A 16,570-nucleotide genomic window follows, 5' to 3' on the forward strand; every position below is an offset into this window, starting at 1 on the left:
AATAGTGAAGTGGAAGTTACAGAAAGCACAACGCGGAATATCCTGTTTAATAACAAAGGACATTCCGCGTCTGTTTTATATTTTATCAGCGTCAGATCAAGACCATTCTTCTGCTTCTTTCTCTGCCTGCTCCATTCCTTTCAGCGCTCTGCCCGAAATATATATGCTAATTTCGTATAAAAGATACAATGGTGTAAATACAATCAACTGGTCTATTACATCCGGCGGCGTAATTACCGCTGCCAGTACCAGTATTACAACGATGGCGTGCCTGCGGTAAGTACGAAGGAACGTCGGTGTGATAAATCCGATTTTCGTCAGGAAGAACACCAGTACAGGCAATTCAAACAGAATACCCATACCCAGTACGATCTGTGACATCAATCCGAAGTAATCATCTATGAAGAACTGGTTAACAGCCCTGTCTGTAACGGTATAACCTGCCAGGAAGTTGATCGTGAAAGGCGCCATCAGGAAATAACTGAAAGCGATACCCATGAAAAACTGGAAAGATACCCAGAAGATCACCCCACGTGCACCTTTCAGTTCACGCTCTTTCAATGCTGGTTTTATAAAGCTCCAGAATTCCCAGAAGATATATGGGAAAGCTACTACCAGACCAAATATAAATGCCAGTTTGAACTGCAACATTACCTGTCCTACGAGGATGTGGTTCTGAAACACAATAGGTACCGGCGTGATACAAAGCTTATCCCCCAGACCAACAAGGTGCCCCAGTTTACATAAAGCAACATAAGAAGGGAAGGTTGGGTTGGTGGGTCCGAAGATGACATCATCCAATATCTCCTTTGTATAAACAAAGCCGAAGATGCTCACCACTATCAGCGCAATGATCGAACGCACTATATGCCAGCGCAGGTCTTCCAGGTGGTCAAAGAAAGACATCTCTGCCTTTTCCTCGTTATTCGAAAAAATTTTCTTGAACATATCAGTTAGTCGGACTGTGATTATTTTTTATGCTAAGGAGCACAAATATAGCTGTTGCTTCCAACAAAATAGAGCAACTACCCCTATTAGTAGAAAGTTTTAAGCGAATTTAAAGGTATATACGCAAGCTTCCGGGAGACCGGTCACTATCGCTACCTGCCTGCTGTACGTCTGTCTTAACTATTGATGATGAAAAAACGCCGCAAACCGGCAGGTGATAAAGAGAAAGAATATATATAATGAACTTTGAGGTAGGTACAAAAAAAGAGCCAGCCCGAGAAGAATCAAGAGCCGGCCTTTCATCCATTGTTTGTTAACCCCAAAAAAGTTGAATTCGAGAATGTCTTTGTTTCCAGATTCACTTTGCATCCGATTGATGGCAAGCTTTCAAGATGTTCGTGTTTCTGGTTACTTTTAAATTTCTATCACAAAAATAGAAAGAAATATGTTATTATCAATGTTGTAACAATTTTTTTTACATCCTTTTAACAAAAATCAAATCATTGTGTTACATCATCTGTAGCAAATGTATAAAATTCGTGTTAAATCCCTACTACTTTTTTTAAATCGTTTTAGCAGGGGCGATGCTAATCCATCCGCGAAGCGTCTCATTCACTCTGCAAATATATTAAAAAAAATATCACAATATCAACTATTGATTTCTTTTCTTTTATAAAAAATTAGTAAGCTCTCCTAAATTGTTGAAAAATAAGCAACTAAAACTTCATATCTCATAGATAAAAAAGTTTAATTTAACTTGAAATGTAATCAGAGCACCTTCATTTTCACCATTTCGATCCTCGTTTCAGTCACATTCAGCACATCAAACTCATAATCGTCTATGATAATGCGCTCTTTTAAGCGGGGAATCTTTTCGTGGTGATTGATGATATAGCCGGATAATGTTTCACTCTCATCCTCAGGAAAATCAAAACCATATTTTTCATTCAGATAATCCAGCTCCAGACGACCGGAAAAAATATATTCTTTCTCCGCGATCTGTTTTTCCACAAACTCTTCTACATCATGTTCATCTTTGATTTCTCCAAAGATCTCTTCCAATACATCCTCTATGGTCACGATACCAGCCGTACCGCCAAATTCGTCCACTACCCATGCAATACTCCTATGCTCCTTGTTGAACTTACTCAGCAGATCAATTGCACTCATTGTTTCAGGTACCGCCAATATCGGGTGCAGGATCACGGAAATATCTCCCGGACTCTTAAACATATCCAGCTGATGGATATAACCGAGGATATTGTCGATGGTATTTTCGTAAATGATGATCTTGGAGAGCTTCGTGTCTACAAACTTCCGCTGTGCAGCACTGATAGGGCTTCCTATTTCCAATGCCTCTATCTCCTTACGCGGAATCAGACAACCGCGAATTTTCACATGTGCCAGCGACAGTGCATTTTCAAACAACTCGGTATTCAGTTCCTGATTCTCCGTCATATGCTGCTGGGACTGACGTATAAAATGCTCCACATCCACTCTCGGGAAGGAAGTGTCCGTCTCTATAATACGTACATTGAACAGGTATTTCAGTATCCATTCAGAAATAGAGACCAGCAGACTGCCTATTACAAACAGAGGCTTGGATATCACGGAAATGGGTAATGCAAAAAAGCTCAATAAAGCTTCCGGCCGTGAACGAAAAATAGCACGGGGAATGAAGAACCCGAAGGTCAGCAGTATTAATGTGCTCAGGATTACATCGATAAACAACAATACCGGCTGCAGATTCGTATTCTGCTGGGGAGGTAATACAAGGTTCCATATCGGCTGGAAAAATCCGGCGAACAGAATGCCATATATCACCACAACAATAGTCAATCCTAACAGGCTGGTAGCCAGAAAGCGGGAAGGGTTGTCATTAAAGCTGGCCAGTATTTTACCGGTAGCTCGCCCCTGTTTCTTCTTCAGCTCAATGCTCAACTTGTTCACATTGGCGAATGCCGTTTCAAGTCCGGCAAAGAAACCTGCCAGCAATACCAGTGTAGCCAGGATCAGGAGTGTATAAGTATCCATAGAGTTCAAAAGTAAGGAATTATAGATTCCACATAATAGGTACGGTCATTCCTTATACAAAGATTGCACCGGAACATTATGTTTACTGTCCAAGGAATCCGGTTACCAGTTTTTTTACTGCTGTGTAAGCCGTTTCCAGATCGTCATTCACTACTATTTCATCAAATTCATGAGAGAAAGACAGCTCGTAACGGGCCTTTCCCAGTCTTTCTTCCAGGGAAGCCTGCGTTTCTGTACCGCGTTCACTCAGTCGTACCCGTAAGGTATCCAATGTCGGTGGCGCGATAAAGATAGTGAGTACACCCGTATGGTACTTTTCCTTGATAGAAAGGGCCCCTTTCACATCAATATCCACCATAGGTACTTTTTCATTATCCCATATACGCTGTAATTCTGTTTTCAGGGTACCATAATATTTACCGGCGTACACCATCTCATATTCTGCAAATGCGTTGTCATCAATTTTCTGGTGAAAATCGTCCAGTGACAGGAAGTAATAATCTCTTCCATGCATTTCATTTTCCCGGGCAGTACGCGTTGTGGCTGAAATAGAAAAAGACAGCTGTGGCAATTCAGACAACAGCTTTTTTACGATGGTGGTTTTGCCTGCTCCTGAGGGAGCAGTTATAATAATAATCTTATTGCTCATGTTCTGATCTGATTAATCCTGGTTCCGCTATAAATCACAGGCTGCAAGCAATTGGTGCGGGCATTTACCATATTAAATATGATCGTTCGCGCCAATCTCTTGCAGCCTGTAGTATATCTTATAATACTTTAAATTCTCTTGATGTCTGCACCGAGTTTTCTCAATCGCTCGTCAATGTACTGATAACCGCGATCTATCTGTTCGATGTTCTGAATAGTGCTCTTGCCTTCCGCGCTCAATGCCGCGATCAGCAGGGACACACCCGCACGTATATCCGGAGATGACATGGTAATGCCTCTCAGTGCATGCTGTCTGCCCAGACCTATCACTACTGCACGGTGCGGATCGCATAATACGATCTGTGCACCCATGTCGATCAGCTTATCTACAAAGAACAATCTGCTTTCAAACATCTTCTGGTGTATCATCACACTGCCTTTTGCCTGTGTGGCTACAACCAGCACAATGCTAAGAAGATCAGGTGTAAATCCCGGCCATGGATGATCGGAAATTGTCAGGATAGAACCATCAAGGAAAGTCTGGATTTCATAACTATCCTGCTCCGGAATATAGATATCATTACCTCTGATCTCCAGATTAATACCTAACTGACGAAACTTCTCAGGAATAATACCCAGATGTTCTACACCGGCATTCTTAATAGTGATCTCAGAACGCGTCATTGCCGCGAGTCCAATGAAGGAACCTATCTCGATCATATCCGGCAGCATCGCATGACTACAACCTTTCAGGGAAGAAACACCCTGAATGGTCAGCAGGTTAGAACCGATACCGTTGATATTGGCGCCCATGCTGTTCAGCATTTTGCACAACTGTTGCAGGTAAGGTTCACATGCCGCGTTATAGATAGTTGTTGTTCCGTTAGCCATTACAGCCGCCATCACGATGTTGGCAGTACCGGTTACAGATGGCTCGTCCAGCAGCATATAAGCGCCTTTCAGACCACCCTCTCCGGCTTCCAGACGGAAATAGTTATCATCATTATCATACACGAACTGCACGCCCAATTTCTCAAAACCGATGATATGCGTATCCAGCCTGCGGCGGCCGATCTTATCACCGCCCGGTTTAGGGATATACGCTTTACCAAAGCGTGCCAGCAAAGGACCTGCAATCATAACAGAACCTCTGAGACGTCCGGATTTTTTCTTGAATTCTGCACTCTCCAGATAAGGAAGATTGATCTGGTCAGCCTGAAACTCACAGGTATCACGGCTGATTCTGTTGGTCTTCACACCCATATCGCCCAGCAGCTCTATAAGCAGGTTCACATCGACGATATCCGGGATATTACTGATAGTAACTTTATCAGCTGTCAACAGGACAGCGCTGATAATCTGTAAAGCTTCGTTCTTGGCACCCTGGGGCACAATTTCCCCTTTAAGACGGTTGCCGCCTCTTACTTCGAAAGCACTACTCACTTGTTCCTGTTTTTATTGTATTTGTTGTTATTGTGCTTATTGTTATTCTTCTGATTGTTGCTTTTGAACTTCTGCTGGAAGTTCTTATTATTATTACGTTTGCTGCCGCCACTGCCGCCGCTGTTAGAAGAACGTGGCTGGTATTCGGCATTCGTATTAAAATTAGGGGCAGCAGCCATAGAAGCAGCAGTCGGTGCTGGTGAATGACCTGTCTGATATTCCAGACGGCCATCAGTGATACCGTTCAGTTCAGCCTTGATTGCATCGTCATGAACACTTTCCTTATGCCAGTTGCTATAAGCCAGTTTCATGTAGTTGCCTATACATTGGGTGAATCCTTCTTTCTTTTCAGGATTATCCTCGTTGATCGCTTTATCAATCACCATCTCCAGATTTTTACCAAAGTGGCGGTTACGGGGATATTTTTTAGGATAAGCCAGACGCTCAGGTTTTGCTCTCAGGGTCTCTCTGGTTGGAATCGGGTATGGAGATTCCACATCCAGTTTAAAGTCAGATATCAGAAACAAGTGGTCCCACAGCTTATGTCTGAAGTCCTCCACATTGCGCAGGTGAGGATTCAGCGTACCCATCAGCTCTATCAGTGACATCGCGTTACGTTGACGGTGCTCTGTATCCTCGATGCTGAGCACATACTCTATCATCTTTTGGATATTGCGTCCGTACTCCTTCATTATCAAATGGTTACGGGTTGTATTGTATTCCATATCGCTACTTAAAATAATGTCTGTGTAAATTTTGAAAGGTAAGATCTGCTTGCGCATTCACAAAGCAACAAAAGCTGATTGGAGAACATCTTTGTACCTGGTCATCGTATCCAGGACGGAATGACTTTTAATGTGAAAGCTACCGTTCCTTGCAAACTTATGAAAAATAGTTCAATTATATCAATAGTTAAATTCGTCCCAAAACAGTTTCTATGAAACATTCATGGCGCATTTTCATAATACCGTAACAGAGCGATTTTTTCGGAGATAACTGGTTTACAGATGGCCGGAGTAAAAGGCCGCTCGGGTTAACGGAGCAGGCGGCCCAAAAGGCAAAAGCACTGTCCCGGCCAGAACCGGGACAGTGCAATAATTTATTCAAATGCTAGTTTTCCCCAGTTTTCCAGTTCTTCTTCTGTCCAGATCTCAGGGAAGAATACGATACGTTTGTGGCGTGGAGGCAGGTACTGTTGCCAGTTAGTTCCTCCGGTAGCCGCAATATCTTCCGGTTTACGGTTCAGGTAGCGTACGGCAGATTTATAGTGCATCAGCGGCCATCTTACATTGATGTTCAGGTCGTACTCCTTCAATAACGGCATTACTTCCTCCTGTACTTCCTTCGGCAGCTGTTTATAGCGCAACTGCATATTGTTTTGCTGATAACGCTCTGCGAGGAACAGGAAATCGCGCATATATTTCTGCTCAAACTGGCGAAGGGTCAGCGTTTTTTTACCTGTAGCCAGTTCTGTAGCTCCACTGCGCCAGTAAATATTATCCAGTATTTCTGACAGCTCCTTCCCTTTCAGTCCTTCCCGCTGTTGCTCATAGACCAGATTTACCAGTCCGGTAGAGCAAATTTCTATCTTACGGAACTGACCACTCTGAAAGCCGCTGGCAGGCAATAAAGCCATCCTGAATTGCAGGAACTGCTGCTTATCCATGCCATCCACCATGATCTCAAATGAACTGATCAGGTTCCGGAAATAGTTATTGATACGCTTCAACTGTGTCTTAAACAGTTCCGCGGTCAATTCCGGCGCCTGACAAACCTGCTCAATAGCCTGTAAAGTCAGCTTGAAATAAAGTTCGGTAATCTGATGATAGATAATAAAGATGTTCTCATCCGGTATCGGGGTCCGGGGATGCTGCAGGTTTAATAATACATCCAGTTGAATATAATCCCAATAGGTAAGGTAATCGGCATACAGGAGCCCATCAAGATAAGATGAAAGATCCTGGCCCATTGCGGCATACTTCTCTTCCAGCCGCTTGATTTTGTCAGCGATTTCAGTTGTAACCATGATATAATAAGTAAATTAAAAGAACCCTTCCCGGCCGCCTATGCATATAATATTACATATAAGCTGACGGGGAAGGGTGCCGGGATCACTCCCTTATTCCACAACATTGATGGTGCGGTAAAAACTTTCCTCCAGCGATATCAGCGTTTCAGTCCGCTCTATCCCCTTTATCTTCTGCAGCTCGTCATGCAATATCCTCCTTAATTGAGTAATATCTTTACAGATGATCTCTGCAAACATACTATAGCTGCCCGTTGTATAGTTCAGGCGCACCATTTCGGGGATCTTACGCAATTCTTTAGCCACAGTGTCGTACATGGAACTCTTTTCAAGGTAGATACCGATAAAGGCAATCACGTCATAGCCGATCATTTTTAAATCTACATGCAATTTTGTACCTTTAACGATACCCAGTTCTTGCAATTTCTTCATTCTAACGTGGATCGTGCCACCGGAAACGAAAAGCTTCTTCCCGAGGTCAGCGTAGGAGATTTCTGCATTATGCATCATTTCACTGATGATCTGCAAATCTAGTTTGTCAATATTCAAATTGTGGCTCATTTTTACAATTTGTTTTGGAATGTATTAAACCTATATGCAAATATTTGAAAAATTTCGAAAATTCAAAAATTTTTCTTAAAAAATTTTCAAGAAAACGGTTATGTCTTTAGATTTGCATCATAATAGTTCATCAAACGGCGCTTTTCTACAAACAGACAGTGTAAAAAACTGAACAGATTTGAAAAAATACCGCAAATTTTTGAATAACTAGATCTTTAAATTGTGGGGTGATGAAACTGGCAGACATGCCCTCTTGTCTCGGGGGTGGGGATCACAGGATAAACACAGCATAATGGGTTGACCACTAATCTTATTTGTGCTGCGGCTAACTGCCTCGTGGAGGTTCGACTCCTTCCCCTACAGCTATTTAAAAGCCTGCTTCCCTATGTGGAGCAGGCTTTTTTGATTTATTACAGGACTCAACTCTCCTATTCAGCCACCCGGCTGCTATCCCCGCCGGGAAAAACACTATTTTTGCAGCGATGGGACAAAAGAAACTACAACGCTTCGCAGAAATTGAGACCTTTCCGAATGTTTTAATATACCCGGAAGGAATGCCCGGTAACTGGCATACATTCTTTAAAAACAATCATCCGCTTACGCTGGAACTTGCCTGTGGTAAAGGCGATTATACACTGGGCCTCGCCCGCCGCTACCCGGAAAAGAACTTCCTCGGCGTAGATCTGAAAGGTAACCGCATCTGGCGCGGCGCTAAAACTGCTATGGAAGAGCCTCTTCCAAATGCTGGCTTCCTCCGCACACAGATCGATAAACTAGCCAACTATTTCGCACCTGGAGAAATTTCAGAAATATGGATCACCTTCCCGGATCCATTCCTCAGGAACTCCAAACAGAAAAAGCGTCTGACCCACCCTAAATTCCTTCAACTCTACCAGCCCCTGCTGGCAAAAGATGGAACAATTAATCTTAAAACAGACTCTCCTGAATTATATATCTTCACAAAAGAAGTGATCGAAGCTGCAGGCTGTATCTTAATAGAAGATATTCCGGACATCTATGCCATGACCGAAGTACCTCCCCTGCTGCAGATCCGTACTTATTATGAAGGAATGCACCTAGAAGACGGCCGTACCATCAGGTACCTGAAATTCAGATTGCCTGAAGCACCGCTCGACTGGCGCGAAATAAAACTGCCTTCTCATGCAGAAGCCACTGAAGGAGACGATTGACTTCTACTATAATGAACAGGGATACATGGTATTCACTGAACATTATCACCTGGAAAGGGGGTACTGCTGCGGGAACGGCTGTAAACATTGTCCCTACGGGTACGAAAAAGTACCCGAACCCCGGCGGACCACCCTACTTACCAACAGGCTGAACAGAGACAACGAAAAGTAACGTATCTTTCTACTACCTACAGTCCCCATTACCTACCGGTATAAGCCGGTCCTCCCCAAAGGATGGACATGCAGGATGTATCAGATTAGAAGGATTTAACGACGACGATTTAAATTGTAAAGATGTACTTTGGGTATCAGGAAGAAAGCATAGAGCAACCAAATAGTCAGACTGAAAACGATAATACCAATTGTCATATGTCGGTACTTAAGCTAAAGCTGGATCATGATCAATTACTGGAGGATTTCTTTGAATCTACCCATGTTATCGGAATCGTATCCTCCGCACGCGACTATCAACTCTGCTGGCAGATCAATAAGCATATGCACCTCGATTTCCGGATTAATAATTCTCTGGAAATTAACCTCTCCAAAAACAACAGAGCGTTCTATTTCAGCGTTTTTGAGTTTGAGGAACCAATAAAATCTTCTGTACATTATTTCTATAACAATCATTGTCAGGCAGAATACCTGCTGCCGGAACTCAAAAACGTAGACTTCCTCTGGATGGTCAAAGGAGACTACTATCAGTTAAATGACATCAAAAAATTAATCGACCAGTTACGCCACGTAGAGCTTGTACAATTAGTATCTTTATTGGATATTAGAGAGATTAAGAATAAGATGAACCTCATCTTCTAACCGGTCCACCCCGGTTTCCTTCACCGAATTACACCCGTGAACAAGGCATTGTTTCATGTTAAAATCCTTTTGTTATGTGGGAAGAAAAAAAGAACCAACTATACAGGTCCTTTGAATTTAAAGACTTTAAAGAAGCATTCGCATTCATGACAAAAGTGGCCCTTGTTGCTGAAAAAATGGACCATCACCCCAACTGGACAAATGTTTATAACAAGGTAGAAATATACCTGAATACACATGACGCGGGAGATGTGATCACCGATAAAGACCATAAGCTGGCGAAAGCCATCGATGGGTTGTTGTAAATTTTTATTAACACACAGTGATTCGTATTTCTTTACTTTTCCTGTTGTTTTGTTGCTCCATTGTTACCAGGGCTGGCATACCCGCATTAGATACGCTGGTGGCAGATTTCGATCATCTGCCTGCTGCTGTCGATCTGCGACCGTATCTCCTGTCTCTGGTAGATAAAGGAGGATCTTTAACACCGCAACAGATTTCATCAGCATCATTTAACCACAACTATCACCTGTTCCATGTAGAGAAAAAACATATTGGAAAAGGAAATAATTGCTGGCTGAAACTCCATGTAAGAAACACAGGTACCCGGGATTCCACGCTTACACTTTTTGCCGGCTGGCATGATGATATGAGCTGGTACAGACAGGACAGCGCCGACCACAAACTTCACCTCATCATGCATACCGGTCTGATGCGGGACCGCGCAGGTGTACAGCGATGGGAACATTATGGCTTCAATGTTACCGTCCCTCCCGGCAGCACACACACCTACTTTCTGCATATCAACAACAAATACTATAACGAAAATGGGCTAATGCCCCTCTTATTCAATGACCTCCAATATGGCCAGTTCCGTAATGGACAATTTGAATACTATCGCAAAGAAACCATCCTGATACATGTGTTGCTCGGTATGCTGTTAGTTTGCCTTGCTATTGCTGTCATCAATTACATCCAGTTACCCGACAAATCCTACATGTACTTCGCTGCCTACATGTTAGGACTGATCGTGTTTTTCACGCTCCGTCTGGAAAGCCAGCCGTACCAGCTGTCTGTATTCTACCGATGGCCCATGCTGAAATATTACTGGGATATCCCGGCGCTATTATTCTGTTTCTACCTGATGTACCTTGCCTTTGGGAATACCTTCCTGAATCTGCAGGAAAGATATCCTTTCATGGAGAAACTATTTACTTCAGTAGCTGCCATCATCGGAGGTATCATCATTATTTGCTTCTATTGCATTGCATTGGAACAATACCAGGTGCCGGTTATGATCTATAGCTATGTCTATATCTCTACCCTGCTCCCTTTCCTGATCGTATTCATTGCTCTGGCCAGACGTTCGCGTCATCATCCACTGGTGCGCTTTTTTCTCTTCGGTTCGCTCTGTTTCTATATGGCCAGTTTCGGATCTTTCCTGATGCTGATCAGACCTCTGGGTCTTATCAACGCACTGGGAGAAATCTCTGCCCCTTCCCTGCTTATTGTAGCAGGTGTTTTGTTGCAATCTATGTTCTTCCTCGCAGGACTCAGTTATCGCAATAAACTGGTACACCATGAAAGAACACGCACACAGGAACTGCTCATAAAACAGCTGAATAAGAATAAAGAACTGCAGAGAAAACTGAATGAACAGCTGGAAGAACTGGTAAAAGAACAGACCACGGAGATCTTGCGCAAAAAACAGGAACTTGAAGAACAACGCAAAATACATCTGGAAACAGAGTACGATAAAAAACTAACGGAAATAGAACTCAAGGCGATCCGTGCACAGATCAATCCGCATTTCATTTTCAATTGCCTGAATTCCATTCAGCTGTTTGTAATGCAACGGGACTTTGAATATGCGCAAAAATACCTCTCTGACTTTTCCTACCTGATCCGTAAAACACTTGACTTTTCCCGCCGTAATTTTATTTCGCTATCAGACGAAATTGCCTACCTGAATACTTATCTTGGGTTGGAGAAAATGCGGTTTGAGCATAAGATGGAATACGAGATCTATGTAGATCCTGCTATTGCCACCGCAGAATCAGAGGTACCTGCTATGTTATTACAACCTTATGTTGAAAACGCAGTAAAGTACGGCATGACCAATACCAGCTACCCAATAGGTAAATTGCTGATACATTTTAATCAGATAGCCCCGGATATGCTGGAATGCCTGATAGAAGACAATGGTATCGGCATTATTCGCTCCAAAACCTTGCGTACCCTGCCCAAACATCATCAGTCTTCTGGTATGGAGATCAGCTTTAACCGTGCCGAACTCCTGAATAAGATGTACAATACGGGTATACATATCGATATCATTGACAAATCGGAAAATAATAATACAGAAAGTGGTACTATTGTAAGGATACTGATCCCCCAACTTTAGGCCATACAAGCTTATTGGAATACTATGATAAAGGCCGTTATAATAGATGATGAACGCAACAGCCGTGATATCATATCACTGATGCTGGAAAAATATTGCCCTGAAGTACAGGTAGCCGCTACTGCGTCTGACTGTGCAGATGGTATTGCCACTATTCAGCAACATCAGCCACAGCTAGTATTCCTTGACCTTGAAATGCCTGATGGCACCGGCTTTGATGTACTATTAGGCACACAGGATGCCCCTCCGTTTGAAGCTGTTTTTGTAACCGCTTTCGAAAAGAAATTCCTGCATACCATCAGGTTTAGTGAAGTAGAAATCATACTTAAACCAATTGACAGGGAAAGTCTGATGAATGCAGTGAGCAAGATCACGGATCGTATACGGGCGAATGCCAGCACTTCCCGTTATAAAGTATTACTTGAAAACTTTAATAATGGCCGTAACATCAATATGGATATGGTCATACCGGTGACACAACATGAGGATATGATCATCGGACTCAATAGGATCACCTATCTCGAAGCATCTGCAGAAAAGACAACCATACACCTGTCAGATCAGCAACACATACTGGCGGATCGTTCATTCCGTTATTACACAGACCTGTTCAGCAGTTTACGTTTTTATCAGATCAACAACCATCAGATGGTGCAGTTATCTCAGATCAATAATATTGAAGGGGATGGCAGCAGGGCATTGCTGAAGAATGGGATCAGACTGGAAGTTGCAGACCGAAGGAAAAAGGATCTTATCAGTCACTGGAAACAATACAGATAACAATAAAAAAGGTCCCGTCTGAGACGGGACCTTTAATTTTTTATCCATTCATGGAGATCAGGAACTCTTCGTTGTTTTTGGTTCCCCTCATGTGTTGCAGCATGAAGTGCATTGATTCCTCTGTATTCATATCTGCAAGGTGATTACGCAGAATGTGTATACGTTTCAGGATATCTTTTTCCAGCAGCAGGTCATCACGACGGGTAGAAGATGCAGATACATCGATCGCAGGGAAGATACGTCTGTTGGCCAGTTTACGGTCAAGCTGTAATTCCATGTTACCGGTACCTTTGAATTCTTCAAAGATCACCTCATCCATTTTAGAACCTGTATCGATCAATGCTGTAGCAAGTATTGTCAATGAACCACCGTTTTCGATCTTACGCGCAGCACCAAAGAATTGTTTTGGTTTCTGCATAGCGTTTGCTTCCACACCACCACTCAATACTTTACCAGAAGCAGGAGCAACGGTGTTGTGCGCACGTGCCAGACGGGTAATGGAATCCAGGAGGATTACTACGTCGTGACCACATTCTACCAGACGTTTTGCTTTCTGTAAAGCGATAGCAGATACTTTTACGTGCTTCTCAGCCGGTTCGTCAAAAGTAGAAGCAATTACTTCTGCTTTAACGCTACGTTCCATATCAGTTACCTCTTCCGGACGCTCATCGATCAGCACTACCATCAGGTATACTTCAGGATGGTTTGTTGCGATCGCATTTGCTACTTCTTTCAGCAACATGGTTTTACCAACCTTAGGCTGTGCTACAATCAATCCACGCTGACCTTTACCGATTGGGGTAAAGAGATCCATGATACGTGTTGAGTAGTTATTGGAAGTAGTAGTAAGACGTAATTTTTCGAATGGGAATAATGGTGTCAGATAGTCGAAAGGTACGCGGTCACGTACTTCTTCAGGAGACTTACCATTAATCGTTTCTACTTTCAGGAGTGCGAAATATTTTTCACCTTCTTTCGGAGGACGCACGGAACCTTTCACGGTATCCCCGGTTTTCAGTCCGAACAATTTGATCTGTGAAGGAGAAACATAAATATCATCTGGTGAACTGAGGTAGTTATAGTCAGAAGAGCGGAGGAAACCATAGCCATCGGGCATCATTTCCAGTACACCTTCACTGATAATTATACCATCAAATTCTATATTAAAAGCAGGTTCTTTCTTGTTTGAAGGAGTGCGCTGTTTCTGCGCCATTACCGGCTCTTCCGGCATTACAAAATCATCCTCGTCTTCTTCTTCCTCTTCCTCTTCTGCTTCCTGAGCATTGGGCAGAGTGGTAATTACATCATCCTCTTCTTCTTCCTCTTCTTCAATATCTTCAGTGAATTGTGGAATGATCACATCATCATCGTCATCGAAAGTAAGAGAGGGGATGTCTAAGTCTATATCGAAGTTCTTTTTCTTTGGTTTGTTGTCCTGTGCCTTAGGTTCTTCCAATTCAGTTTCTTTGCTTTTAAGGCCGTTGGCAGCTGGCTTCCTGCCACGTTTAGGTTTTTCGTCTGCAGCTGTGGTTTCTGCTACAGGTGCTTCTTCAGCTTCTTCTTCTTTTTTAGTCTTACGTTTACGTGTTTTCTTTTCTTCACCATTTGCCGGGTTACCTTCAGAGGCCATTACTGCCTGCTTATCGAGTATTTTATAGATAAGATCCTGTTTGCTCAGTTTTTTGGCGTTTGGCACATCCAGTTTCTCTGCAATGTCAAGCAGCTCAGGAACGAGCATGTCGTTCAATTGTAAGATGTCGTACATCATCGTGTGTTGTCAAATTTAAAAGTGTTGTGAGGTGGGTACCACTACATACCAACATACACCAATTACAAATAATTGTTTTTTGAGTCCAATAAATTTAATCTGGTTATTAAATCTGATAGGGAATGTTGAGTTTAGGACTGCCGACGAAGATGGAAATATGGAAATTTAGAACTTTATCAGGCAGGTTTGTAACGCAAGATTAAAACAAGTTTCGCTATTATCCAAAAAAAAAGCACTCTTGCAACCTCTTACAACAGCAGCCAGACAAGCGTCCGTGCCATTCTTCCCCCTTGAAAACCCCGTCCCATAGCCTCTCTATGGTTTTGGCCGCAAAATATCCATCAACATTCCTGCCAAACAGCCAGTCAGGGCTTCAGAATTAATTTAACATTTTATTTAGTTCCTTTCCCGGAAGCTCCCTAATACCCTATGCAGTATGATCCATATCTCTTAAATTTGCAATCCTAAAATATATATTTATATGAGCCAAAGAGTGAAAGTCAAGCAGATACTGCAGGACGAAAAAACAGACTACAATGTAGTGGTAAAGGGTTGGATACGGTCTTTCCGTAACAATCAGTTTATAGCACTGAACGATGGCTCAACCAATAATAATATCCAGGTAGTAATAGACCAGGAATCAGTTACCCCCGAACTGCTGAAACGCCTTACCACAGGGGCTGCTATCAGCGTATCCGGTCAGGTAATCCCTTCTATGGGTAAGGGCCAGCGTGTAGAATTGAAAGCTATTGAACTGGAAATATTGGGTGATTGCGATCCTGAGAAATACCCGCTTCAGCTGAAAAACCGCCCCAGCCTGGAATATCTGCGTGAAATCGCACATCTGCGTTTCCGTACCAACACCTTCGGTGCCATCTTCCGTCTGCGCCATTCCCTGGCATTTGCTGTACACAAATTCTTTAACGAGAAAGGCTTTGTATACCTGCATACGCCGATCATCACAGCATCTGACGCTGAAGGCGCCGGTGAAATGTTCCATGTAACCTCTTTCGATCTTAAAAATCCTCCGCTGACAGAAAGTGGTGAGATCAACTATAAAGAAGACTTCTTTGGCCGTGCTACCAACCTGACCGTATCTGGTCAGCTGGAAGGCGAACTTGGCGCAATGGCGTTTGGCGATATCTACACCTTTGGTCCTACCTTCCGTGCAGAAAATTCCAACACAGCCCGCCACCTTGCTGAATTCTGGATGATCGAGCCTGAAATGGCGTTCTACGATCTGGAAGACAATATGAACCTGGCTGAAGCTTTCATCAAATACGTACTTGGTTACGCACTGGAAAATAACAGAGAAGACCTCGAATTCCTTGCGCAGCGCCTTCTGGAGGAAGAAAAACAAAAGCCTCAGCAGGAACGCAGCGAAATGGGCCTGATCGAGAAACTGGAGTTCGTGCTGAACAACGAATTTGTACGTATCACTTACACCGAAGCGATCGACATTCTCAAAAACAGCAAGCCTAACAAAACCAAGAAATTCTCTTACCTGATCGAAGAATGGGGTGCTGACCTACAAAGTGAGCACGAGCGTTATCTGGTAGAAAAACATTTCAAAAAACCGGTTATCCTCACCGACTACCCGAAAGCAATCAAAGCGTTCTACATGAAACAGAACGAAGATGGCAAGACAGTAAGAGCAATGGATATCCTCTTCCCAGGTATCGGCGAAATCGTAGGTGGTTCACAACGTGAAGAAAACTATGATAAACTGGTTGCCCGCATGGAAGAAATGCACCTGCCTGTTGAAGAAATGAGCTGGTATCTGGATACACGCCGCTTCGGATCTGCACCACACGCAGGTTTCGGACTTGGTTTCGAAAGACTGGTGCTGTTTGCTTCTGGTATGGGTAACATCAGAGACGTTATTCCTTTCCCAAGAACACCGAAGAGCGCTGATTTCTAATTCAAACAGACGTTTTTTAAAGCCTTATACAGGG

Annotated in this window: 15 protein-coding genes; 7 read left to right on the forward strand and 8 right to left on the reverse strand. The window is 43.1% G+C overall.

Features of this window, described 5'->3' with window-relative positions:
* Window positions 1–96: 96 nt before the first annotated feature.
* The 7 genes from tatC to FEF09_RS17490 form a co-directional block, all read right to left on the reverse strand.
* Window positions 97–948: a twin-arginine translocase subunit TatC gene (gene tatC / locus FEF09_RS17460; RefSeq protein WP_146306305.1), complete on the reverse strand. Its 852-nt coding sequence runs from the start codon at window positions 946–948 to the stop codon at window positions 97–99.
* 768 nt (window positions 949–1,716) lie between these two features.
* Window positions 1,717–2,982, reverse strand: a complete 1,266-nt coding sequence (locus tag FEF09_RS17465; RefSeq protein WP_146306306.1) for a hemolysin family protein — start codon at window positions 2,980–2,982, stop codon at window positions 1,717–1,719.
* 82 nt (window positions 2,983–3,064) lie between these two features.
* Window positions 3,065–3,631, reverse strand: a complete 567-nt coding sequence (gmk, locus tag FEF09_RS17470) for a guanylate kinase (protein ID WP_146306307.1) — start codon at window positions 3,629–3,631, stop codon at window positions 3,065–3,067.
* 128 nt (window positions 3,632–3,759) lie between these two features.
* Entirely contained in the window at window positions 3,760–5,073 is a 1,314-nt protein-coding gene (murA, locus tag FEF09_RS17475; RefSeq protein WP_146306308.1) for a UDP-N-acetylglucosamine 1-carboxyvinyltransferase, read from the reverse strand.
* Window positions 5,070–5,765 carry a DUF4290 domain-containing protein gene (locus FEF09_RS17480; RefSeq protein WP_409994865.1) on the reverse strand — a complete coding sequence of 232 codons (696 nt, stop codon included), beginning with the start codon at window positions 5,763–5,765 and terminating at the stop codon, window positions 5,070–5,072. The genes murA and FEF09_RS17480 overlap by 4 nt, the downstream gene beginning before the upstream one ends.
* A gap of 407 nt (window positions 5,766–6,172) precedes the next feature.
* Window positions 6,173–7,099, reverse strand: a complete 927-nt coding sequence (locus FEF09_RS17485) for a tryptophan 2,3-dioxygenase family protein (RefSeq protein WP_146306310.1) — start codon at window positions 7,097–7,099, stop codon at window positions 6,173–6,175.
* 93 nt (window positions 7,100–7,192) lie between these two features.
* A complete protein-coding gene (locus FEF09_RS17490) occupies window positions 7,193–7,660 on the reverse strand; it encodes an Lrp/AsnC ligand binding domain-containing protein (RefSeq protein ID WP_012788686.1) in 468 nt (155 codons plus the stop codon).
* Between the two features lie 482 nt (window positions 7,661–8,142).
* Here FEF09_RS17490 and trmB point away from each other — a divergent pair, with 482 nt between their 5' ends.
* The 6 genes from trmB (at window position 8,143) to FEF09_RS17520 (ending at window position 12,847) form a co-directional block, all read left to right on the forward strand.
* On the forward strand, window positions 8,143–8,850 hold the full coding sequence (gene trmB, locus FEF09_RS17495) for a tRNA (guanosine(46)-N7)-methyltransferase TrmB (RefSeq protein WP_146306311.1): 708 nt from the start codon (window positions 8,143–8,145) through the stop codon (window positions 8,848–8,850).
* Window positions 8,822–9,022, forward strand: a complete 201-nt coding sequence (locus tag FEF09_RS17500; protein ID WP_146306312.1) for a DUF5522 domain-containing protein — start codon at window positions 8,822–8,824, stop codon at window positions 9,020–9,022. Before trmB ends, FEF09_RS17500 begins: the two co-directional genes overlap by 29 nt.
* A gap of 122 nt (window positions 9,023–9,144) precedes the next feature.
* Window positions 9,145–9,663: an IPExxxVDY family protein gene (locus FEF09_RS17505; RefSeq protein ID WP_261387559.1), complete on the forward strand. Its 519-nt coding sequence runs from the start codon at window positions 9,145–9,147 to the stop codon at window positions 9,661–9,663.
* A gap of 74 nt (window positions 9,664–9,737) precedes the next feature.
* Window positions 9,738–9,968, forward strand: coding sequence for a 4a-hydroxytetrahydrobiopterin dehydratase (locus FEF09_RS17510; protein ID WP_146306313.1), 231 nt, complete (start codon window positions 9,738–9,740; stop codon window positions 9,966–9,968).
* A 17-nt stretch (window positions 9,969–9,985) separates the two neighbouring features.
* Window positions 9,986–12,067, forward strand: coding sequence for a histidine kinase (locus tag FEF09_RS17515; RefSeq protein ID WP_146306314.1), 2,082 nt, complete (start codon window positions 9,986–9,988; stop codon window positions 12,065–12,067).
* A gap of 24 nt (window positions 12,068–12,091) precedes the next feature.
* Window positions 12,092–12,847 (forward strand): LytR/AlgR family response regulator transcription factor, encoded by a 756-nt coding sequence (locus tag FEF09_RS17520; RefSeq protein ID WP_146306315.1) that lies wholly within the window; start codon window positions 12,092–12,094, stop codon window positions 12,845–12,847.
* A 40-nt stretch (window positions 12,848–12,887) separates the two neighbouring features.
* Here the strand turns inward: FEF09_RS17520 and rho are convergent, their stop codons facing one another.
* Window positions 12,888–14,615, reverse strand: a complete 1,728-nt coding sequence (gene rho / locus FEF09_RS17525) for a transcription termination factor Rho (RefSeq protein WP_315898167.1) — start codon at window positions 14,613–14,615, stop codon at window positions 12,888–12,890.
* Window positions 14,616–15,096: 481 nt separating this feature from the next.
* On the opposite strand from rho, the gene asnS reads away from it, so the two are divergent.
* A complete protein-coding gene (asnS, locus tag FEF09_RS17530; protein WP_146306316.1) occupies window positions 15,097–16,536 on the forward strand; it encodes an asparagine--tRNA ligase in 1,440 nt (479 codons plus the stop codon).
* The last annotated feature ends 34 nt before the right edge of the window (window positions 16,537–16,570 follow it).

The sequence above is a fragment of the Chitinophaga pinensis genome (assembly GCF_007896845.1).
GTDB classification, from domain to species: Bacteria; Bacteroidota; Bacteroidia; order Chitinophagales; family Chitinophagaceae; genus Chitinophaga; species Chitinophaga pinensis_C.